Annotated in this window: 20 protein-coding genes; 12 read left to right on the forward strand and 8 right to left on the reverse strand. The window is 67.3% G+C overall.

Annotated features, from left to right (window positions below; all coding sequences use genetic code 11):
- Nucleotides 1-23: 23 nt before the first annotated feature.
- Entirely contained in the window at nucleotides 24-1016 is a 993-nt protein-coding gene (locus tag SLQ33_RS14890) for an iron-siderophore ABC transporter substrate-binding protein (protein WP_319454631.1), read from the reverse strand.
- A gap of 307 nt (nucleotides 1017-1323) precedes the next feature.
- Here SLQ33_RS14890 and panD point away from each other — a divergent pair, with 307 nt between their 5' ends.
- Complete coding sequence (gene panD, locus SLQ33_RS14895) at nucleotides 1324-1731, forward strand: aspartate 1-decarboxylase (protein ID WP_319454632.1); 408 nt, start codon at nucleotides 1324-1326, stop codon at nucleotides 1729-1731.
- The gene (locus tag SLQ33_RS14900; protein WP_319454633.1) at nucleotides 1731-3053 is read left to right on the forward strand and encodes a lysine N(6)-hydroxylase/L-ornithine N(5)-oxygenase family protein; all 1323 of its coding nucleotides are present in this window, start codon (nucleotides 1731-1733) and stop codon (nucleotides 3051-3053) included. Before panD ends, SLQ33_RS14900 begins: the two co-directional genes overlap by 1 nt.
- A gap of 13 nt (nucleotides 3054-3066) precedes the next feature.
- Here the strand turns inward: SLQ33_RS14900 and SLQ33_RS14905 are convergent, their stop codons facing one another.
- On the reverse strand, nucleotides 3067-4218 hold the full coding sequence (locus SLQ33_RS14905) for a protein kinase domain-containing protein (protein ID WP_319454634.1): 1152 nt from the start codon (nucleotides 4216-4218) through the stop codon (nucleotides 3067-3069).
- 270 nt (nucleotides 4219-4488) lie between these two features.
- Here SLQ33_RS14905 and SLQ33_RS14910 point away from each other — a divergent pair, with 270 nt between their 5' ends.
- Both SLQ33_RS14910 and pknB read left to right on the forward strand, forming a co-directional pair.
- The gene (locus SLQ33_RS14910) at nucleotides 4489-5157 is read left to right on the forward strand and encodes a cutinase family protein (protein ID WP_413467654.1); all 669 of its coding nucleotides are present in this window, start codon (nucleotides 4489-4491) and stop codon (nucleotides 5155-5157) included.
- Nucleotides 5158-5251: 94 nt separating this feature from the next.
- Nucleotides 5252-7108 carry a Stk1 family PASTA domain-containing Ser/Thr kinase gene (pknB, locus tag SLQ33_RS14915; protein ID WP_319454635.1) on the forward strand — a complete coding sequence of 619 codons (1857 nt, stop codon included), beginning with the start codon at nucleotides 5252-5254 and terminating at the stop codon, nucleotides 7106-7108.
- Between the two features lie 123 nt (nucleotides 7109-7231).
- Here the strand turns inward: pknB and SLQ33_RS14920 are convergent, their stop codons facing one another.
- Complete coding sequence (locus SLQ33_RS14920; RefSeq protein WP_319454636.1) at nucleotides 7232-8131, reverse strand: alpha/beta hydrolase; 900 nt, start codon at nucleotides 8129-8131, stop codon at nucleotides 7232-7234.
- 52 nt (nucleotides 8132-8183) lie between these two features.
- Between SLQ33_RS14920 and SLQ33_RS14925 the strand changes: the two genes are divergently transcribed.
- Nucleotides 8184-9209 carry a zinc-binding dehydrogenase gene (locus SLQ33_RS14925; RefSeq protein ID WP_319454637.1) on the forward strand — a complete coding sequence of 342 codons (1026 nt, stop codon included), beginning with the start codon at nucleotides 8184-8186 and terminating at the stop codon, nucleotides 9207-9209.
- 35 nt (nucleotides 9210-9244) lie between these two features.
- Nucleotides 9245-10012 (forward strand): SDR family oxidoreductase, encoded by a 768-nt coding sequence (locus SLQ33_RS14930; protein WP_319454750.1) that lies wholly within the window; start codon nucleotides 9245-9247, stop codon nucleotides 10010-10012.
- Between the two features lie 3 nt (nucleotides 10013-10015).
- Here SLQ33_RS14930 and SLQ33_RS14935 read toward each other — a convergent pair whose 3' ends face one another.
- From SLQ33_RS14935 to SLQ33_RS14945, 3 genes are all read right to left on the reverse strand, one after another.
- Complete coding sequence (locus SLQ33_RS14935) at nucleotides 10016-11197, reverse strand: acyl-CoA dehydrogenase family protein (protein WP_319454751.1); 1182 nt, start codon at nucleotides 11195-11197, stop codon at nucleotides 10016-10018.
- A 22-nt stretch (nucleotides 11198-11219) separates the two neighbouring features.
- Nucleotides 11220-13574 carry an FHA domain-containing protein gene (locus SLQ33_RS14940; RefSeq protein ID WP_319454638.1) on the reverse strand — a complete coding sequence of 785 codons (2355 nt, stop codon included), beginning with the start codon at nucleotides 13572-13574 and terminating at the stop codon, nucleotides 11220-11222.
- Nucleotides 13575-13642: 68 nt separating this feature from the next.
- Entirely contained in the window at nucleotides 13643-14128 is a 486-nt protein-coding gene (locus tag SLQ33_RS14945) for a DNA starvation/stationary phase protection protein (RefSeq protein WP_319454639.1), read from the reverse strand.
- A gap of 112 nt (nucleotides 14129-14240) precedes the next feature.
- Here SLQ33_RS14945 and SLQ33_RS14950 point away from each other — a divergent pair, with 112 nt between their 5' ends.
- From SLQ33_RS14950 to SLQ33_RS14970, 5 genes are all read left to right on the forward strand, one after another.
- The gene (locus SLQ33_RS14950; protein ID WP_319454640.1) at nucleotides 14241-14681 is read left to right on the forward strand and encodes a Fur family transcriptional regulator; all 441 of its coding nucleotides are present in this window, start codon (nucleotides 14241-14243) and stop codon (nucleotides 14679-14681) included.
- Between the two features lie 195 nt (nucleotides 14682-14876).
- On the forward strand, nucleotides 14877-15494 hold the full coding sequence (locus SLQ33_RS14955) for a superoxide dismutase (RefSeq protein WP_319454641.1): 618 nt from the start codon (nucleotides 14877-14879) through the stop codon (nucleotides 15492-15494).
- Nucleotides 15495-15586: 92 nt separating this feature from the next.
- Nucleotides 15587-16030: a cupin domain-containing protein gene (locus SLQ33_RS14960; protein ID WP_319454642.1), complete on the forward strand. Its 444-nt coding sequence runs from the start codon at nucleotides 15587-15589 to the stop codon at nucleotides 16028-16030.
- Entirely contained in the window at nucleotides 16027-16833 is an 807-nt protein-coding gene (locus SLQ33_RS14965; RefSeq protein ID WP_319454643.1) for an SDR family oxidoreductase, read from the forward strand. Before SLQ33_RS14960 ends, SLQ33_RS14965 begins: the two co-directional genes overlap by 4 nt.
- 2 nt (nucleotides 16834-16835) lie before the next feature.
- Entirely contained in the window at nucleotides 16836-17789 is a 954-nt protein-coding gene (locus SLQ33_RS14970) for an ATP-dependent DNA ligase (RefSeq protein ID WP_319454644.1), read from the forward strand.
- A gap of 6 nt (nucleotides 17790-17795) precedes the next feature.
- Here SLQ33_RS14970 and SLQ33_RS14975 read toward each other — a convergent pair whose 3' ends face one another.
- The gene (locus SLQ33_RS14975) at nucleotides 17796-18074 is read right to left on the reverse strand and encodes a hypothetical protein (RefSeq protein WP_319454645.1); all 279 of its coding nucleotides are present in this window, start codon (nucleotides 18072-18074) and stop codon (nucleotides 17796-17798) included.
- Nucleotides 18075-18165: 91 nt separating this feature from the next.
- Here SLQ33_RS14975 and SLQ33_RS14980 point away from each other — a divergent pair, with 91 nt between their 5' ends.
- Complete coding sequence (locus SLQ33_RS14980; protein ID WP_319454646.1) at nucleotides 18166-19113, forward strand: FAD-dependent oxidoreductase; 948 nt, start codon at nucleotides 18166-18168, stop codon at nucleotides 19111-19113.
- Here SLQ33_RS14980 and SLQ33_RS14985 read toward each other — a convergent pair.
- Nucleotides 19044-19619, reverse strand: a complete 576-nt coding sequence (locus SLQ33_RS14985; protein ID WP_319454647.1) for a GNAT family N-acetyltransferase — start codon at nucleotides 19617-19619, stop codon at nucleotides 19044-19046. The two genes, SLQ33_RS14980 and SLQ33_RS14985, sit on opposite strands and share 70 nt — an antisense overlap.
- Nucleotides 19620-19634 lie beyond the last annotated feature (15 nt).

Raw genomic sequence — 19634 nt, forward strand, 5'->3', positions numbered from 1 at the left:
GTATTGGCGTCAGGCGTTGCGCGTCAGGCGTCGGCGAGATCGGCCACCGGCCGACCGTTCAGTGCGTTGGCCAGCTGCGGCGTGAGCACGTCGAGCGCGTAGAGCAGCGCCTCGGGCCCGCTGTAGGTCAGCGCACCGTTGAGGTTGGATTCGAAGTCGGTGTAGAGCGTGCGGTTCTTCGCAACGACGCCGAGCCGCGCGAACGCAGGCGACGCCAGCATCTGCTCCTTGGTAGCGCCGGTGATGAACAGCACGTCCTTGTCCAACTCGGCCAGCTTCTCTTCGCTGACGTCGCCATCGACGTCCTGGGTCTTGAACCCGAGTGCGGTGAACAGCCCACGCCGTGGGTCGTTCTCCGGCAACAGGTAGTGTCCGCCGTTCTCCGGTCCGACGTCCATCACCAGCGTCTTGCCGTCGAACTCCGGATTGGCCTTGCGCGCCTCATCGATTCGGCCCTGGACCTTCGCGACGAGTTCCTTGGCTTGGTCTTCCTTGCCGAGCGCCTTGCCCGTCGTGAGCAGCTGGACGTTCCACGGCGTCTCCTCGTCGGCGTAGTCAGCCGACTGGATCACCGTAGGCGCGATCTGGGAGAGCCGGTCGTAGGTCTCCTGGTCGATGGACTCGTAGATCGCGAAGATCAGGTCGGGCTTCTGCGCCGCGATCGCCTCGAACTCGATCTCGTCCGTTCCACCCCAGGTGGTCACGCCCTTGCCGTCGGTGGCCGCCTCGACCCAGGGGTAGCTGTTGTAGTTGTCCTCGAACACCCTGGTACTCACCGGAACAACGCCGAACGGGAGGACGAAGTCCTGATCGGTCCATCCGACGGTGACCACGCGCTTGGGGTCCGCGGGCACCTTCGTCTCGCCGAACTTGTGGGCGATGGTGATGGTCGCCGGTGGGCTGGCCTCCGGGGTCTTCTCCTGCGTCGAACCGCACGACGTCAGAAGGCCCGCGGCCAAGACAACGGCGGCAACGGCCGCGCCTGTCCGACGCCACCTCCGAAAATGCAGCTCCACGCGTGAATCCCCTTCGTTTGGCCTCATTGCAGCCAACACCATAGCTTAGGCTGTCATAAGTTTGGGTATCCTGCCCTCACAACCTTGGTTGGCAGGTATGGCACAGGTAGTTCACAGGAATGTTCTGCGCCAACCTTTTTGGCGGCGACGTCGGCCAGGGGCGCCGCGCGGGGAAGGTCTTGCGTTGTCTGTGAAGTAGGTTAGCCTTCGCTTAGTGAGCGGCCATTGCGCGCCGCGCTTCACCCGTGTTCACACGACAACCGTCAGGGCCAGAGGGCGCCGTATCCATGCGGCTAGAGAGGCGAGGATGCAGCGCACATTGCTAGGGGGCAAGATTCACCGCGCGACGGTCACTCAAGCCGACCTGCACTACGTAGGTTCGATCACGATCGACCAAGAGTTGATGGCGTCCGCAGACATCGCGGATGGCGAGCAGGTACACGTCGTCGACATCACGACGGGCGCCCGGCTGGTCACCTACGCCATCACCGGCCCCCCAGGCTCGGGCGTGATTGGAATCAACGGTGCTGCGGCACATCTGATTTCGCCTGGAAACCTCGTCATCATCATGTCGTTCCTACAGGTGGAAGAATCCAAGCGTCACTCCCATGCACCCAAGGTGGTGCACGTCGACGCCCACAACCGAATCGTGGCGCTGGGCTCGGACCCATCCGAACCCGTCCCGGGTGCAGTCGACCAGATGGCAGGCGCGTGATGTCCCAAGACCTTCAGCCATCCAACGGCGATCATCCAGTGCTCGATTGCGTCGGGGTCGGTTTCGGGCCCTCCAACCTCGCGCTCGCGATCGCGATCAAGGAGTACAACGAGCGCCCCGATGTCGCCCGACCGGTGTCCGCCGAGTTCGTCGAGGTGAAGCCCGAGTTCGGTTGGCATACGGGCATGCTCATTCCCGGCGCCACCATGCAGATCTCGTTCCTCAAAGATCTAGTCACGCAGCGTAATCCGCAGAGCGAGTTCAGCTTCCTGAGCTATCTGACCGAGCGCGGCCGGCTCACCGAGTTCATCAACTACAAGACGTTCTTCCCCACGCGACTGGAGTTTCACGACTATCTGTCCTGGGCAGCCGAAAAGGTCGACACGTCGGTCCGCTACGGATCACGCGTCACCTCAGTACGCGAAGTCGACGACCTCTTCGAGGTCGAAGTCACTGGGGCCCAAGGCGGTCGGTTGTACGCCAGGAACGTCGTGATCGCCGGCGGACTTCACCCCCAACTGCCACCTGGCGTGACGCCTTCGACGCGGCAGCTGCACAACCACTGCTTCCTTCACGACCTGGAGGAACTGCCATCCCGCGATCACGATCGTTTCGTCGTCGTGGGTGCCGGACAGAGCGCTGCCGAAGTCGCTGCCTACCTTCACGACCTGTCACCAACCGTCGAGGTGCACGGCGTCTTCGCCAAGTACGGGTACAGCCCGGCGGATGACAGCCCGTTCGCGAACCGCGTCTTCGACCCGGACGCCGTCGACGACTTCTACTCCGCGGACCCAGGTGTGCGCCGTCAGTTGATCAACTACCACCGCAGCACCAACTACTCTGCCGTCGACCTCCCGCTCATCGAGGACTTGTACGCCCGCGAGTATGCCGAGCGGGTGGCGGGCAATCGGCGCTTGTTCCTACGCGGAGCGTCGAGCCTACTCAACACCGAAGAGGACGAGGGCGGCGTCCGAGTCGACATCCTGCACCATCCCACCGGGACCATCGACCAAATCGACTGCGACGCCGTCATCTTCGCCACAGGGTTCCAGCCAACTCCGCTGCGCGACATGCTCGGCGACCTCTGCGACGAGGTCGAGATGGACGCCGCGGGCCGACCGGCGGTGTCGCGCGACTACCGGCTCACGACCTCGAGGCCGACCGTCGGCGGGCTCTTCATTCAGGGCAACACCGAGCACACTCACGGACTTACCTCGTCGCTGTTGTCGAACATTTCGGTGCGCAGCGAGGAGATCCTTCAGTCGCTCCTACAGTCGAGGCAAGCCGGCGTGCTCAGTCCCGTCGGCAACGCGTCGCGCTGAGGGTGTCCAACGCCTAGCGCTTCGGGCCCTTGCCCTTGTCGTCTCTCTTCCCGTTGCCGTTGCCGTGCGGCTTGTCGGGAAGAGGTTGCTCCACAAGTGATGTCGTGGGCGGGGGAAGCGCGCTGCTGGTCGCCGGCGGGCGTACCGACGTACTGGTGCTGATCGGGGTGGGCGCCGGTTGACTCGACGGCCCGTCGAGCGCGAACGCCAACGCCGTCACCGCCAACGCGGCCAGGACCGCCCCCGCAGCCAACATCCGCTTGCGCCTGCTCATCGACCGCGGCGGGGGTAGCGGCGGCACGTACGTCAGGGGGACGGGCGGCCCGTCGAGCACCTTGGTCGGCGGACGAAACGCCGGGGCCGCCAGCGCTGCGCCCATCTCCTCCGCACTGCCGAAGCGCTGGCGGGGATCTCGCGCCATCGCGCGTTCGACGACCGCGGCCAGCCCCGGATCGACGTCGGGCCGCACCACAGGCAGTGGCACGCGGTCACCCCGCAGCACGGCGTGGGTCAGCGCCCCGATGTTGTCGTCGGGCCCGAATGCGCGGCGGCCGGTGAGGGCTTCGTAGCCGACGACGCCCACGGCGTACAGGTCGTCCGCCACCGACGCCTGCGCCCCGCAGAGCCGTTCCGGACTCAGGTAGGCGATGGTGCCGAAGATCTGGCCCGTCACCGTCAGCGCCCCTCCGGGCGTCTTGGCAATGCCGAAGTCGCCGACTTTGTAGGCATCGCCGCCGAACGTGTGCAGGATGTTGCCGGGTTTGATGTCGCGGTGCAGAACGCCGTTGGCATGTGCAACTGCCAGCGCCGCCAGCGTGCCGACGAGCATCATGCGGGCGCATGGCTCGGCTACCGGACCGAGGGCGATCTGGTCGGCCAACGTGCCGCCGGGCAAGCGCTCCATGACGATGAAGGGGATGCCGTCGTGTTCGCCGCTGTCGTACACGGCGACGATGTTGGGATGCTCGAGCGCGGCGACGACGGCGGCCTCGGTCCGGAACCGGGCGCGCAAATGCGGTTGGTGGCTGTACTGCGGGTGCAGCAGCTTGATGGCCACCGGACGGTTCAGCCGCCGGTCCCAGCCGTCCCGCACGTCGCCCATCCCGCCACGCCCCAGAAGCCCACGGACTTCGTAGCGGTCGAGGAACAACGCGGTGCCCTGCATGACTACGTTGTAGCCCTCCTGCGCCAGGACTAACCGTCCGGGGGCCCCAACCCATTGACGTAGCGCTGGCGTAGCGAAAGTGCGAGTGGCCGTCGCCGTGAGCGCTATCTGAACGTAGCGCTGGGCCGCGGCGCCGATTGTGGCCCGCCGCACGTGCCGGCGTTCGGTGTGACCTGCCCCCTTCGCCGTGCGACCACTAGTTAGATCTCCTAGCATTGAGCTTGGCTAACGGTTCGGGTGCGAAGCAAAGGGTGGGTCGCCGTGACGAAATTGGTGAAGCGTTTCGCTCACGTGTTGGGGTCCGTGGCGGCAGGCGCCCTACTTGCCACCCCGCTCGCACCGTCCGCCGCCGCGGCTCCGTGTCCAGACGTCCAGGTGGTGTTCGCCCGCGGCACGACGGAGCCGCCAGGGGTCGGCGGCATCGGGCAGGCCTTCGTCGACTCGTTGCAATCACAGCTCGGCGCGAAGTCCGTCGACGTGTACCCCGTGACCTATCCCGCGAGCACGGACTTCCCGACGGCAGCGCAAGGCGTCGCCGACGCGAGCAACCACGTCCGCCAGATGGCCGCCACCTGCCCGTCGACCAAGATGGTGCTCGGAGGCTACTCGCAGGGCGCGGCGGTGATCGGCTACGTGACCGCCGCGGCGATACCAGCGGGCTACGCCCTGCCTGCCGACATCACCGGCCCGATGCCGTCCGACGTCGCCAAGCACGTGGCGGCCGTCGCACTGTTCGGTCAGCCCTCGAGCAGGTTCTTGACGGCCATCGACGCACCGCCGATCTCGCTGGGCCCGCTCTATGCACCAAAGACCATCGACCAGTGCGTCGACGACGACCCGATCTGCACGAACGACGGCGGCAATCTCGGTGCGCACGGCCAGTACGTCGCCAACGGCATGGTGGATCAGGCGGCCGTCTTCGCCGCGCAGCGCCTCTGAGTCACCGCGAAGCGGGACGCCACCACGGGGTGGATATCGTGGTGACGCAGCGCCGGAGCACCGGCGCTCGAAGCTAAAGAGACCAGAACGTTCGATGACGACCCCTCAACTGCTGTCCGACCGCTATGAACTCGGCGAGATCATCGGGTTCGGCGGCATGGCAGAAGTTCACCTGGCCCGCGACCTGCGGTTACACCGCGACGTCGCGGTCAAGGTGCTGCGCGCCGAGCTGGCCCGCGACCCGAACTTCTACCAGCGCTTCAAGCGCGAGGCCAAGAACGCCGCCGGGCTCAACCACCCGGCGATCGTCGCCGTGCACGACACCGGCGAGGCGCAGACGGCGATGGGCACGGTGCCCTACATCGTCATGGAGTACGTCGACGGGGTCACGCTGCGTGACATCGTCCGCACCGAGGGCCCGTTCCCGCCGCGGCGGGCCATCGAGATCATCGCCGACGCTTGCCAGGCGCTGCACTTCAGCCACCAGCACGGCATCATCCACCGCGACGTCAAGCCCGCCAACATCATGATCAGCAAGACCGGCGCGGTGAAGGTCATGGACTTCGGCATCGCCCGAGCCGTCGCCGACGCGGGCCACAGCCTCACCCAGACTGAAACGGTCATCGGCACCGCCCAGTACCTCTCCCCCGAGCAAGCGCACGGCGAGACCGTCGACGCCCGCTCCGACGTCTACTCGCTGGGTTGTGTGCTCTACGAAATCCTCACCGGGGACCCACCCTTCGTCGGCGACACCCCACTCGCGGTGGCGTACCAGCACGTGCGCAAGCGGCCGACCCCACCGTCTGCGCGCCGCCCCGGCATCTCGCCCGAGCTCGACGCGGTGGTGCTCAAGGCCCTGGCGAAGGACCCGAAGGACCGGTATCAGACGGCCGCCGACATGCGCAACGACCTCATCCGCGTCCACAGCGGCGAGCCTCCGGACGCACCGGCGGTCCCCAGCGACGCCGAGCCGACGGAGCCGTCGTCGCAGGCGGACAAGCATCACCGAACCGCGCCGCTCCCCGTGCTCGACGACGACGCGCGCCGGCCGCGCCGACGCTGGCTGGCCATCGGCGCGCTGCTGGCGGTGGTGGCGGTCGTGGCGACCATCGCCATCGTCACGTTCGGCTCCAAGGTGCGGGTGCCCGACGTCAACGGCAAGTCCCAGGACGAGGCAGTGCAGCTGCTGCAGAGCCAGGGCTTCAAGACGCACGTCGAGCCCAAGGCGAACTCAGCGACGGACCGCGGGGACGTCATCGATACCGATCCGAGCGCCAACGCCTCAGTCAGCGAGGGCACCGACATCGCCGTCAACGTGTCGACCGGGCCCGACCGTGCGCCGGTTCCCGACGTCACCGGCTCCAGCCCGGACGAGGCCGCAGACAGGCTCAAGGAGGCCGGGTTCGACGACGTCGTCCGGATCGCCGAAGCGTCGGAGCCTGACCAGAAGGACCTCGTCACCAGGACCGTCCCGCCGGCCAACTCGACCCAATCGGTCGCGACCCAGATCACGATGTGGGTGGGCACCGGGCCGGATAGCACGCTGGTGCCCGACGTGGCGGGGCGGCCTGACTTCGACTCGGCTAAGGCGATCCTCGAGGCATCCGGCTTCACCAAGCTCCTGCCCGTGCCGGTCGACAGCCCCGAACCCATCGGCCAGGTGGTTGGCACCAATCCGCCTGCCGGACAGACCGTTTCGGTGGACGAACCCATCCAGGTCCAGCAATCGAAGGCCAACCAGTTCAAGATGCCCGACGTCACCGGCCAAACGTGGGACGAAGTCCGCGCCCGGCTCGCCGCGATGGGCTGGAGGCGCGCAGACGACGGCTTGGACAGAGGTGCCGACGTGCCCGGCGACGACAAGCAACGCGGTCGAGTGGTCAGTCAATCGCCACCGGTCGATACCCCAGTCGGGTTCGACGACAAGATCACGCTGAGCTTCGGCTCCTAGGTCGGTCTGCGTGTTGACGTGGCGGCTGCCGTCGCACTTCGCCTGCGCTCACGGTCGTGGATTGCCGGATTCCACAGCCCTCAGCGCAGCCGAAGTCCAGCCCGCTTCGGCTCCTAGGCCGCGTCAGTTCTTCAGGAAACGCTCGATTTCGGCTGCGACGACCTCGGGCTGCTCGACCTGAAGGAAGTGTCCCGCGTTCGGGATCATCGTCGCAGTGGCCTCCGGCGGCAGCACGTCGCGGAGGAGGTCGACGAAACCCGGTTGCATGCAGCCGTCGTCGGTGCCGTGCAGGTACAGGAACCGACCGCGCGGCAGCCCGTAGCGCTCGCCGTGCATGTCGGCGTACCTCGGCCCCGCTCGGGTGTTGCGGCCCAGCGCCCGGTAGTAGGCCAGCGCGGCGGCGCGACGGTCGAGGGTCGGCAGGGCATCCAACGCGTGTGCCACGTCGTCCGCACCGTCATACCCCGGCGACCAGTCGCGCCACAGCTTCGCGATGATGCGGTGCACCGTCCGCTCGGGAAGCCAAGGAAGCTGAAAGTACATGACGTACCAGCTCATTCGCATCTGGCCGGGCAGCAGCCGCAAGTGCCGCCCGAGGCTTCCGCGCCGCGGGGTCATGCCGCCGATCGGCGGCACGGACATGCTGACGTGTAGGCCGAACGGCGAATCCGGGTTGGCGGCCAATGCATTCGATGCGAATGCCCCCCAGTCGTGCCCGACGACGACGGCATCCTGGCCGCCGAGCGCGTGGCACAACTGCGCCGCATCGTATGCGAGCGCGCCGATGTGGTAATCACGGTCGGCGGGCAGCGCGGTGGGTGCATATCCGCGCATGAACGGCGCGACGACGCGGAATCCCTTGTCGCCGAGGATCGCACCCACGTGGCGCCAGCTCCACGCGCTGTCGGGAAAGCCGTGCAGGCAGATCACCAGCCGTCCGTCCGCCGGACCCCACGCCAACGCCGACATTCGCAGGTGCTCGAGTTCCACGTCGAACACTTCGGCGGCTGGACGCATGGCCATGAATGTATGGTCGCGGTGAGGCCCCGCGCAAGGACGATCTTCGAGGAGCAGCATGCGAACGGTCAGGATCGACGCCCCCGGTCGGATCAGTGTCGACACCGTGCCCGACCCCACGTTGCCCGGATCGGACGGCGCCATCGTCGAGGTCACCGCCGCCGCGATCTGCGGTTCCGACCTTCACTTCTACGAAGGCGACTATCCGCTGGGGGCACCCGTCGCGCTCGGCCACGAAGCGGTCGGCACGGTGGTCGAGACGGGGGCCGACGTGCGCTCGGTCAAGGTCGGGGACTCCGTGCTGGTGTCGTCGGTCGCCGGTTGTGGAACGTGCGTCGGCTGCGCCACGGGCGACCCGATCACGTGTCTGTCCGGTCCGCAGATCTTCGGTTCGGGAGCCCTGGGCGGTGCCCAGTCCGAGCTACTCGCGGTGCCGGCAGCCGACTTTCAGCTGCTCACCATCCCCGACGGCATCGACACCGAGGAAGCGCTGCTGTTGACCGACAACCTGGCCACGGGCTGGGCGGGCGCGCAACGGGCCGACATCCCACTCGGCGGAACGGTGGTCGTGCTCGGGCTCGGGGCGGTCGGTTTGTGCGCGGTGCGAAGCGCCATCGCGTTGGGCGCGGGCACGGTGTTCGCGGTTGATCCCGTCGAGGGACGCCGACGGCGGGTCGAGTCGTGGGGCGCGACGGCGTTGGCTCCGCCCGCGCTCGAGGCGGTGATGGCGGCCACGGGTGGCCGCGGCGCCGCGGCCATCATCGACGCCGTCGGCAACGACACGACCATGACGGAGGCGCTGGCCTGCGTGCGACCCGGCGGCACGGTGTCGGTGGTCGGTGTGCACGACCTCAATCCCTTCCCCTTCCCCGCGCTCATGTCCTTGATCCGCAGCGTCACCCTGCGCATGACCACCGCACCCGTGCAGCGCACCTGGCCCGAACTGATTCCGTTGATTCAGTCCGGGCGCCTTGACACCGGCGGAATCTTCACGGATTCAATGTCTTTGGACGATGCCGCCGCGGCGTACGCCGCCGTCGCCGCGCGCACCGCCGACTGCGTCAAGGTGATCCTGACGCCCTAAAGGAGGTAGAAGTGGGACGCTTCGATGGCGTGACGATGGTGGTCACCGGTGCAGCTTCAGGCATCGGGCTCGCGACGGCGCGAAGGCTGCTCGACGACGGCGCCACCGTCGTCGGCTGTGATCTCGCACCGGGTAGCGAGCCGCTCGACGGACCAGGCGGCTACACGTTCGTCGCGGCCGACGTCAGCGACGAGGCGGCGGTGGCTGAGGTGTTCGCCGCGGCGCCGGGCCGGATCGCGGGCGTCGTCCATTCGGCCGGGGTGGCCAGCGGAGGCCCGGTGCACCTGCTGCCGTTGACGGAGTGGGACCGCGTCATCGCGATCAACCTCACGGGCACGTTCCTGGTGGCCAAGGCCGCGCTCACCCGGATGCTCACCCAGGAGCGCGTCAACGGTGAACGGGGCTCCATCGTGACGCTCGCCAGCGTCGAAGGCCTCGAGGGCACGGCAGGCGGCAGTGTCTACAACGCGTCCAAGGGCGGTGTGGTGCTACTGACCAAGAACATCGCGATCGACTACGGACCCGTGGGGATCCGTTGCAACGCAATCTGTCCCGGTTTCATCGACACGCCGTTGCTGGCCACGGTACTCAACGAGCCGTTCATGGCCGACGCGCGTGCGAAGACGGTTTACGAACACGCACTGCGCAGGCTGGGCCGCGCCGAGGAGATCGCGAGCACCGCGGCATTCCTGGTGTCGCGCGACGCGTCGTTCGTGAGCGGGCAGGCCATTGCGGTCGACGGCGGGTACACCGCCGGACGCGACCACGGCATGACCGAGTTGATGGGGTTGGGGGGACCGTGACCCTCAGAGCCCGAAGTGGTCGTCGATGATTCCGAGCCAGATCTGAGCCGAGTCGATGGCGACCTTCTCGCTGATGAACGCGTGCTGGGTACCGGTGTAGATGTCGCGGAAGGCGCGCTCCAGCCGGCTGCCCTCGCGTATCGAGGTGGTGCCAGCCGCGAGGTGCGCCCACTCGGCGCACTCGCGGGCCACGTCGGTGGCGTACACCGCGGCCGCCCGCATGTCGGCACGCATCGTGGGCGTCATGTCGTGGCCCGCGGCTACCTCGGCCTCGACGCCGCTGAACGTGTCGATCACCAGAAGCCTTGCGGCGCGCCACATCGCGACGTGGTGGGCGAGGTTCTTCTGGAAGGTCGGGCGACTGGCCAGTGACTCCCCCACGTCGGACATCCGGTACTTGGTGGCCGCCAGGTCGGCGACGTCGTCGAGCATGCTCTTGGCGACGCCGAGCGCCCATGCCGCGTGCCCGGCGGCGGTGACCGGCATCATCCCCATCCGGCCAGCCGCAGAGCTGCCCCGGCGCGGTTCGCGCGTGAACAACTCGATGGCGCGGTACGCCGGAACGAACAGATCGGTGACGTTGTAGTCGTAGGAACCCGTGCCCTTGAGGCCCTGGACGTGCCAGCCGTCGGTGAAGGTGACCTGCTCGCGCGGAACGAAGGCGACCATCAAGCGTGGAATGCCCTCGCCGAGCATGTGCGGCTGCCCATCCTCCATTGGAATGAAGCCCGCGGCGACGTAGTGCGAGTGTCCGGTGCCGGAGCCGAAGTTCCACGACCGAGTGAGGCGGTAGCCGCCGTCGACGACGACACCCTGCCCGTTTGGCGCGAACTGACCGCCCATGGTGACCAGGTTGTCGTTCGCCGTGAAGACCTCGGCGAAGCCCTCGTTGGGAAGGTAGGTGGCTGCGGCAAACGACGAGGGGAAGTTGGCGATGCCCGTCCACCCGAACGAGCCGTCCTGCCAAGCCATTTCGATCCAGGTCTCGATCATCTCCTCCAGCGAGGGTTCGGATCCGCCTGCGGCCGCCGGGTTGAAGGCCGTCATCAGCCCGCTGGCCCACATCGCGTCGACAATGGCCGGCGACATCGTGCGCAGCCGTTCGGACTCGGCGGCTTCGCTCATCACGAGGTCGCGGATGCTGCGCGCCCGCTCGCTCGCGACGATGCCTACGTCGGACTGCATCGTCACGGCGCGCTCCCTTGGATCATGTGACGCCCACCCTGGGCCGGATCTTCCACCGCACGAATCCTGCGTAACACACCGACAGCACGAAGATCATGAAGATGTCGAAGGTCCACGTCGACGCGGAGTGCACCCAATGCGAGTCCTTCGCGACCAGCACCACCGTGTTCGTCAGGTCGGAGGTGGCCGCCGTCGCCGAGTAGCCCCACCGCGCCGGGGTGAGCCAGGAGAGCGGGTCCAGTGGCCGGTCGGTCACGGGAACCATGCCGCCTCCGAGCACCAGCTGCACCATCAGCGCCGCCACCGTCAGCGGTAGGACTTGATTGCTGGTTCGCGCCAGGGACGATACGAACAGGCCGACGATCATCGACCCCACACACGTCGCCGCGACACCGACGAACAGTTCGAACCTCGGACTGCCCAACAGGGTCGCGCTCTCGGGCGCACCCTTGCCCAGCGTGACGATCGCGACCAGGATCGCCGCTTGGATGACGGCGATCACGCCGAACACCGCGATCTTGGCCGCGAGATACGCCGACGTGGACAATCCGACAGCTTGCTCTCGGCGCAAGATGTTGCGCTCGGAGACCAGTTCGCGAACCGTCAGCGCGGTCCCCATGAAGAACGCGCCGAAGTTCATCAGGCCGAGGATCTGCCGTGGTTCGTACGGCGAGATTCCGTCGATCGCCGCCTTGCCGAAGCCCGTCTCACCGGTCACGGCGAGCGGCAACACCCCGACGAAGAACGGCAACAGCACCAGGAATACGAAGTACCCGCGGTTGGCGACGACCAGCCGCACCTGGCGACGAGAAATCGTCGAGAACTGATGCCAGACACTGGCATTCGCCAGTTTGACCGCGCCAACGGGGGCCCCGGGCGCGGGCGCTGGCGGAAGCTGCGCCAGCGGCGCCGCGCTTTCGAGGAATCGGCGTTGGGCCCCGTCCGGGTCGGCGCTGATGTTGGTGAAGACGTCGGCCCAGTCCCCCGAACCCATCGCCGCCGCCAGCTCACCGGGCGGTCCCAGGTATGCGGGCTTGCCGCCGGGGGCGAGCAACAGCACTTGATCGCAGGCGTCGAGGTAAGCCAGTGAATGCGTGACCACGACGACGACGCGGCCCGCGTCGGCGAGTTGGCGCAGCATCCTCATCACCTGCTGGTCGAGCGCCGGGTCCAAACCGGTGGTGGGCTCGTCGAGCAGCAGTAGCGACGGACCGGTCAACAGTTCCAACGCGACCGACACGCGCTTGCGCTGCCCGCCCGACAACTTGTCCAGCCGGGTGTCGGCGTGCGGCGTCATCTCGAGCTCCTCGAGCACCTGCGCGACGACGCGTTGCCGGTCTTCCTTGCCTGCGTCCGGCGGCATTCGCAGTTCGGCCGCGTAGCCCAATTCCTGGTTGACGGTGAGGTTTCGGTGCACGACGTCGTCCTGCGGGACAAGGCCGATCCGGGAGCGCATCAACGCGTACTCGCCGTGGACGTCATGGGCTTCGAACGACACCGCCCCTCCGCTCGGACGCACACCGCCCGAGATCGCCTTCAACAAGGTTGACTTTCCCGAACCCGACGGGCCGATCACCGCGGTCAACGTGGCCGGTTTGGCCGACAACGAAACCCGATCCAGCAGTGTGCGATTGCCGTCGATCGTGTAGCTGACGTCGCGCGCTTCGAGGCCGCCCGTCGTGGTGGCGGGACCGGTGCGAGGTACGAGATTGCCTCCGGCGTAGACGAAGTCGACGTTTCCGATCGAGACGACGTCGTCTTGCTGGAGCACCGCCTCCTTGATGCGTTGACCGTTGACGAACGTGCCCGTGGCACTGTGGGCGTCTTCGATCCGTACACCTTGCGGCGTCGGCACCAATGTGGCGTGGTGGCGCGAGACCATGACGTCACCGATGACGACGTCGTCGTCGACGTCGCGGCCGATCTTCGTCGCCCCCGGTGGCGCTTCTGGGGGTGCACCTCGCCACCGGGCGCGCACCCCGGTGGATGGGCCCTTCGTCACGACGGTCGTCTGCTCGGCGTTGCGGCTCACCTTGAGCTGCGTCGTCGGCTGCTCGACGGGCTGCGGGGCGGGGCCGGGTTGGAACGTCAGCCATGCGCCATCGGGGGTGCCGAAGTGGATCGTCGTCGTGTTGCGGAGGTCCACGGACGGCATGCGCTGGGCGCCAACGAACATCCCGTTCATGCTGTTGTTGTCGATCACCGTCCAGCGACCGTCGACGTAGCGCAGAAATGCATGGGCCCGCGAGATCTGCGCGTGTGGAAGACGCAGGTCGGCCCGGACGTCTCGCCCGATGACCACGTCGCGACCCGGCGTGAACGTCCGCTGCCAGCCAGCGGAGCCAACGGTGATCGTGGGCGGCAGCGGCCGACTCATTGGGTCAATCTATCGGTGGCCGCCGCTGCCTGCGGAGCTTCGCGCGTGCGGCTTTCGCCGCGCGAACATCAGTTCGCGATGTGACGCAGCTGCGAGGCGAGCATCCAGCGCTGCTTCTCGAGCGACTCCAGAATCGTGTGGAGGATGTCCGCACTGGTGGGGTCCTGCTCGTCGACGTCATCGTGGACGGCGCGAATGACGTTGACCACGGCACTGATTCGCTCCGCGATCACCGCGACGGCCTGCTCGACGCTGACTTCACCCTCGGGGAAGGACGTGAGCCTGGTGGTGTTGGCGATGGTCCGGGTGCGTCCGTCCGGCACGGCGTCGAGGGCCCGCATCCGCTCGGCGACCGTGTCGACGTGCTCGACGACTGCGTCGACGATCTCGTCGAGCTCGAGGTGGACCGACCGGAAGTGCGGACCGACCACCGTCCAATGCGCCTGCTTGGCCTGGTTCTGAAGGTCGAGCAGTCCGACGAGCACGGTCTGCAGATCGGCAGCCAGTGCCGGCGAGGCGACGAACTCGGTGGTGGACAGCATGTGGTTGGTCATGGCCTGCTCCTTCATCTTGATGGACTTCCAATCACCACCTTACACCTTGTTTTGAGTGAGTCAGAATAATGAGTCTCTCGTATTATTGGTTAGGTAATGCTAAGCTCGATATATGAGCACCACCGATGCGATCGCCCAGTACAAGCAGGAGTTGCGGGCCGCAGACCTGCGCGCCACTTCGGGCCGGGTCGCCGTGCTGCAGGCACTGGAGCAGACGCCACACTCCACCGCGGAGCAGGTGTTCGAACTGATCTCCGGCGCGCTGCCCGGCACCTCGCCCCAGGCGGTGTACATGGTGCTCAACGATCTCTCCCGCTCGGGATTGATCCGCAAGTTCGAGCCGGCCGGTTCCGCCGCGCTCTACGAACGCCGGATCGGCGACAACCATCACCATCTGGTCTGCGAGTCGTGCGGCACCGTCGAGGACGTGGACTGCGCCATCGGCAAGGCGCCGTGTCTTCATCCGAGTGGCGGAGCGGGGTTTCGCGTCCGGGAGGCGGAGGTCACCTACTGGGGAGTGTGCGCCGCCTGCCAGGCGACGGTCCGGGACTAAGCGGATCGGCCGTCGCGCCAGCTCCCTGCCCGCCAAGACAAGTTGCCAAGTGATGTGCTGCATCGACTCCGCGCGCGGCCGACCCGCATCGTCACGCTATCACGTCATATGAACAGATGGACAGATGTTATCTGTCCACCATAGGCTGGAATGCCGATGACAAAGCCCACCACAGAAGATCAGCGAGGACCCCTCATGACCGAGTACACGCTGCCCGACCTCGACTACGACTACGGAGCTCTCGAACCGCATATCTCCGGTCAGATCAACGAGATTCACCACGGCAAACACCACGCCACCTATGTGAAGGGGCTCAACGACGCCGTCGCGAAACTCGAGGAAGCGCGCGCCAACGATGACCATGCGGCGATCTTCCTCAACGAGAAGAACCTGGCATTTCACCTCGGCGGCCACGTCAACCACTCGATCTGGTGGAAGAACCTGTCTCCCAACGGCGGTGACAAGCCCACCGGCGAGCTCGCCGACGCCATCGACGACCAGTTCGGCTCGTTCGACAAGTTCCGGGCGCAGTTCACCGCGGCCGCCAACGGTTTGCAGGGCTCCGGCTGGGCAGTGTTGGGTTACGAGCCCCTCGGTCAACGACTGCTGACCTTCCAGCTGTACGACCAGCAGGCCAACGTCCCAGTCGGGATCATCCCGCTGCTACAGGTCGACATGTGGGAACACGCCTACTACCTCCAGTACCAGAACGTGAAGGCCGACTACGTCAAGGCGTTCTGGAACGTCGTGAACTGGACCGACGTACAGAACCGATTCGCCGCCGCCACCAACGCGAACGGTCTGATCCTCTAGAGGAGTCGCCGAGCGTACGGTTGTTTGCGCCTCTACTCGGGCGATGCGTACGACGACCGTACGTTCGGCGAACGGAATCGGGAGCGACACACGTGCGGACGTTGATCACCGGAGTCGGCGCTGACGGCAAGTCCTGCATCGTCAGCGAGGACGAACTGGCACTGAACCCGGTAGCACCCGGTTTCGCGATGGGCATCCCATATGCGACCACGACAAGCCCGCCGCCTGCCCGTGCGCCAGGTGCCGCGCCGCTCATCGATCAGTTCATCGACCCTGGCATCGTCAGGTGGATGATCGTCGAGCTCGGCCCCCACTCCGAGACGCCGATGCACCACACCGACACCCTGGATCTGCAGACGGTGCTCTCCGGCAGCGTCGACCTGGTGCTCGACGACGGCGCCCACCGGGTCGAACATGGCGACCTGGTGGTGTTGACCGGCGTGGATCACGCCTGGAAGACCGGGGCCGACGCCTGTCGGCTCGGCGCGGTCCTCATCGGCACTCCCCCGCCGGACACGGAATCGAAGACCCAATGACCGACGGCCAATTCAGCACCCACGCACAGCTTTTCGACCTGACCGGCAAGCGCGCCCTCGTCACCGGCGGCACCCGCGGCATCGGCATCATGATGGCGCGCGGGCTCCTGCAGGCTGGCGCCCGCGTGGTGATCAGCTCACGCAAGGCCGAGGCGTGCGAGCGCGCCCGGGCGCAATTGGCGCAGTTCGGCGACGTCTCGGCCATTCCCGCCGACCTGTCGCGCCACGACGAATGCTCGCGGCTCGCCGAGCTCGTCACGGAGGACGACTCACTGCACATCCTGGTCAACAACGCGGGCGCGACGTGGGGCGAGGCGCTGGAGACCTTCCCGGACTCGGCGTGGGACAAGGTGCTCGACCTCAACGTCAAGTCGCCGTTCTGGATGGTTCAGGCGCTGCTGCCCGCGCTGCGCGAGGCCGGCACCGCAGACGACCCCGCCCGCATCATCAACGTCGGCAGCATCGACGCCATTCACGTCAGCCCGCTTCCGACCTACTCGTACGCCAGTAGCAAGGCCGCCCTGCATCAGTTGACCCGGGTACTGGCCCGCGAACTAGGACCGCAGCACGTCACCGTGAATGCGGTTGCGCCAGGACCGTTCCCGTCGAAGATGATGGCGGCCACCCTCGATGCCGTCGGCGACCTGATCGCCGCATCCGCTCCGCTGCGCCGGATCGGCCGCGACGACGACATGGCAGGCATCGCCGTGTTCCTCGCCAGCCGCGCGGGGTCCTTCCTCACCGGCGCGGTCATTCCCGTCGACGGCGGCATCGCCACCACCGCGAGCGGCACGTCCGGCTAGCCGTGGCGACCAGCGAGCAGCGCGACGGCGTCGACCTCACCAACCTCGACGAGCCGTTGAGTCCGGACGCGGGCGCCACCAAGCGCGATCTCGTCGACTACCTGGACGCCGTCGCCGACCGCATGCTGCCCGGGCTCGTCGACCGGCCGCTGACGGTGCTGCGGGTGCTGCGCGGCCGCGAGCCGTTCATGCAGAAGAACGTGCCGAAGTACACGCCGGACTGGGTCCGCACCGTGCCGATGTGGGCCGAGGCGTCGCACCGAGAGGTGCACTACGCGCTGTGCAACGACCGGCGCACTCTGCTGTGGTTGGCCAACCAGCGTGCGGTCGAGTACCACCCCACACTGGGGTTGGCCGGCGACGTCTACCGGCCCACGTACCTGATACTCGACCTCGATCCGCCAGCCGATGAATTCGCGAAGGTCGTGGCCGTCGCACACCTGGTGCGTCGGGCACTCGCCGACAGCGGGTTGGCCGGTGCGGTGAAGACCAGCGGCGCCAAGGGAATTCACGTGTTCGTCCCGATCGACGACGCCGCACCCGTCGATGACGTGGCCGCGGCGACCCGCGCGCTGGCGGCCCGGGCCGAGGCGCTCGACCCGGAGCTCGCCACCACGGCGTTCATCGTGGAGGACCGCGGCGGCAAGGTGTTCGTGGACTCCACGCGCGCGGGCGGAGCCACCGTCGCCGCGGCGTACACACCAAGGCTGCGTCCGGGCACCCCGGTGTCCTTCCCGCTCGACTGGTCGGACCTCGACAGCGTCACGCCAAGCGACTTCACCGTGCACACTGCCGTGGCCGCGTTCGAGGGCAGGCCGTCCTGGACGGAGTCGATGCCGCCGCCCCAACGACTACCGAGCGACCTCATCGAGCAAGGTCGCACCATCCCGGTCGCCCGGGTCGCGGCCATGCACGAAGGCAAGCGTCGGGCCCGCGCCAGGCGTTCGTCGTCGTAGCGGCGATCAGCACCCGAATTCGGTTACGGCAGCGGTGATTATCTCCACCGCCGCGGGCACCGTAATCGCCAAGTCCTTGGTCACCACGGGTATCGCAGCGGGCGTCGCATGACCGCTGAGGGTCATTTGACACACCTTGTACGCCTCGGTGAGCAGCTGATCCCTACTCAGATACGCCAGCCTGTCCTGGACCTTGGCCAGGTACGAGTCCTCACTTGCTGCCGCGGGCGGCGCCAGGCCGATCGCAATGCCGACCGCCAACGTCGCTATGCCCAAGGTCTTCATTGGCTGCCTCCTAGTTTCTCGGAGCGTAATGGAGGCGGGGAGTTAGCTGGCCGGTTTCGACGGGCGTGTGCCCGCGTACCGTTGTGAACTCATGACGCAACCACCGCGGATCGTCGTGGTCGGCTCCGGCATCATCGGCCTGACCACTGCCATCGCGCTGCTCGAGGCTGGTCACCAGGTGCGCGTCGTCGCGGCGGACCCGGCTGCGGCCACCACGTCGGCGCTCGCCGCGGCGGTGTGGTTCCCGACCCACGTCGGGCCGCCGGACCGGGTGTCGCACTGGGGCAAACAGACGTTCGACGTACTGGCCGAACAGGCGGCGACTCGGGTGCCCGGAGTGGTGATGCGCGAGTCGCTGGGGCTCTACCGGGAGCCGCCGCCGGAACCGGAGTGGGCGGCCGCGGTGGGCGGTGTCCGTGCCGCCGAGCCGGATGAGCTTCCCCCGGGATATCGACACGGGCTGCGCTTCGCAGTGCCGTTGGCAGAGATGCCGCGCTACCTGCCGTGGCTGGTCGCTCGGGTGCGAGGTCTCGGTGGTGAGTTCGTGAAGCAACGCCTGCGGTCACTGGACGAGGTGGACGACGCGGACGTCGTCGTCAACTGCACCGGCCTCGGTGCGCGGGAACTAGTCGACGACCCGTCGGTGTATCCGGTCCGAGGTCGGATCGTGCGAGTAAGCAATCCCGGGCTGACGATGTCGGTCCGCGACGAGGATCACCCCGGCGGTCGCGCGTACGTGCATCCGCGGACGGACGACTGCATCCTTGGCGGCACGCTCGAGGAACACCAGTGGGACACCACGATCGACCCCGACGTCGGCGCAGCGATCGTCGCGCGTTGCTGCGACCTGGTGCCCGCGCTGCGCGGCGCTCGGGTGCTTGAGCAAGTGGTTGGGCTCCGCCCGGGCCGGCCGACCGTGCGTCTCGAAGAGGGTGACCCGTTAGCGTCCGGTGCGCGGGTCGTGCACAACTACGGGCACGGCGGCGCGGGCATCACGTTGAGTTGGGGCTGTGCCCGCGAGGTCGTCGAGCTGATCTGACGCAGCTCGAGCGTCCAGTTCTGGCCGACGAGATCATGGCCGTAGCTGTGGTGCGGCGCTTCGTCGGTGAGCACGAACCCGAAGGTTTGATAGATCCTGCGTGCCGCGGTGAGCACGTCGTTGGTCCACAACGTGATCCGCCGGTAGCCGGCGTCGCGGGCGAACTCGAGGCACTGCGCGACGAGCCGGGTGCCGACACCGAGGCCACGGGCGTCGGCGGTGACCAACAGGATGCGCAGCTTGGCGACGTCGGGTTCGTCCCCGGCGACGCAGAAGATGCAGCCTGCCCGACGCCCGTCGACCTCGGCTATCCAGGCCGCTTCGCGCGTCGCGTCATGACTCGCGGCGTAGTCGGCCACGATCCCGGCCACCAAGGCCTCGAAGTCGGTGTTCCAACCGAACTGTTCGGCATAGCCCTCGCCGTGGGCCATCACGACCCATCCGAGGTCGCCGGGTCGGTCGGCACGGCGAATCGCGACACCCGATCCCTGGCCCTGCTGAGTCATGACTTCGCCTTTCGG

It is taken from the genome of Mycobacterium sp. RTGN6 (assembly GCF_033804605.1).
GTDB lineage: Bacteria > Actinomycetota > Actinomycetes > Mycobacteriales > Mycobacteriaceae > Mycobacterium.

Bases quoted from the DNA above. Each gene is read 5' to 3' on its own strand.
- SLQ33_RS14945 (WP_319454639.1), bottom strand. From the start codon at position 14,128: ATGACCAACCACATGCTGTCCACCACCGAGTTCGTCGCCTCGCCGGCA.
- SLQ33_RS14975 (WP_319454645.1), bottom strand. From the start codon at position 18,074: ATGAAGACCTTGGGCATAGCGACGTTGGCGGTCGGCATTGCGATCGGC.
- SLQ33_RS14965 (WP_319454643.1), top strand. From the start codon at position 16,027: ATGACCGACGGCCAATTCAGCACCCACGCACAGCTTTTCGACCTGACC.
- SLQ33_RS14950 (WP_319454640.1), top strand. From the start codon at position 14,241: ATGAGCACCACCGATGCGATCGCCCAGTACAAGCAGGAGTTGCGGGCC.
- pknB (WP_319454635.1), top strand. From the start codon at position 5,252: ATGACGACCCCTCAACTGCTGTCCGACCGCTATGAACTCGGCGAGATC.
- SLQ33_RS14940 (WP_319454638.1), bottom strand. From the start codon at position 13,574: ATGAGTCGGCCGCTGCCGCCCACGATCACCGTTGGCTCCGCTGGCTGG.
- SLQ33_RS14935 (WP_319454751.1), bottom strand. From the start codon at position 11,197: ATGCAGTCCGACGTAGGCATCGTCGCGAGCGAGCGGGCGCGCAGCATC.
- panD (WP_319454632.1), top strand. From the start codon at position 1,324: ATGCAGCGCACATTGCTAGGGGGCAAGATTCACCGCGCGACGGTCACT.
- SLQ33_RS14985 (WP_319454647.1), bottom strand. From the start codon at position 19,619: ATGACTCAGCAGGGCCAGGGATCGGGTGTCGCGATTCGCCGTGCCGAC.
- SLQ33_RS14930 (WP_319454750.1), top strand. From the start codon at position 9,245: ATGGTGGTCACCGGTGCAGCTTCAGGCATCGGGCTCGCGACGGCGCGA.
- SLQ33_RS14920 (WP_319454636.1), bottom strand. From the start codon at position 8,131: ATGGCCATGCGTCCAGCCGCCGAAGTGTTCGACGTGGAACTCGAGCAC.
- SLQ33_RS14980 (WP_319454646.1), top strand. From the start codon at position 18,166: ATGACGCAACCACCGCGGATCGTCGTGGTCGGCTCCGGCATCATCGGC.
- SLQ33_RS14925 (WP_319454637.1), top strand. From the start codon at position 8,184: ATGCGAACGGTCAGGATCGACGCCCCCGGTCGGATCAGTGTCGACACC.
- SLQ33_RS14955 (WP_319454641.1), top strand. From the start codon at position 14,877: ATGACCGAGTACACGCTGCCCGACCTCGACTACGACTACGGAGCTCTC.
- SLQ33_RS14905 (WP_319454634.1), bottom strand. From the start codon at position 4,218: ATGCAGGGCACCGCGTTGTTCCTCGACCGCTACGAAGTCCGTGGGCTT.
- SLQ33_RS14900 (WP_319454633.1), top strand. From the start codon at position 1,731: ATGTCCCAAGACCTTCAGCCATCCAACGGCGATCATCCAGTGCTCGAT.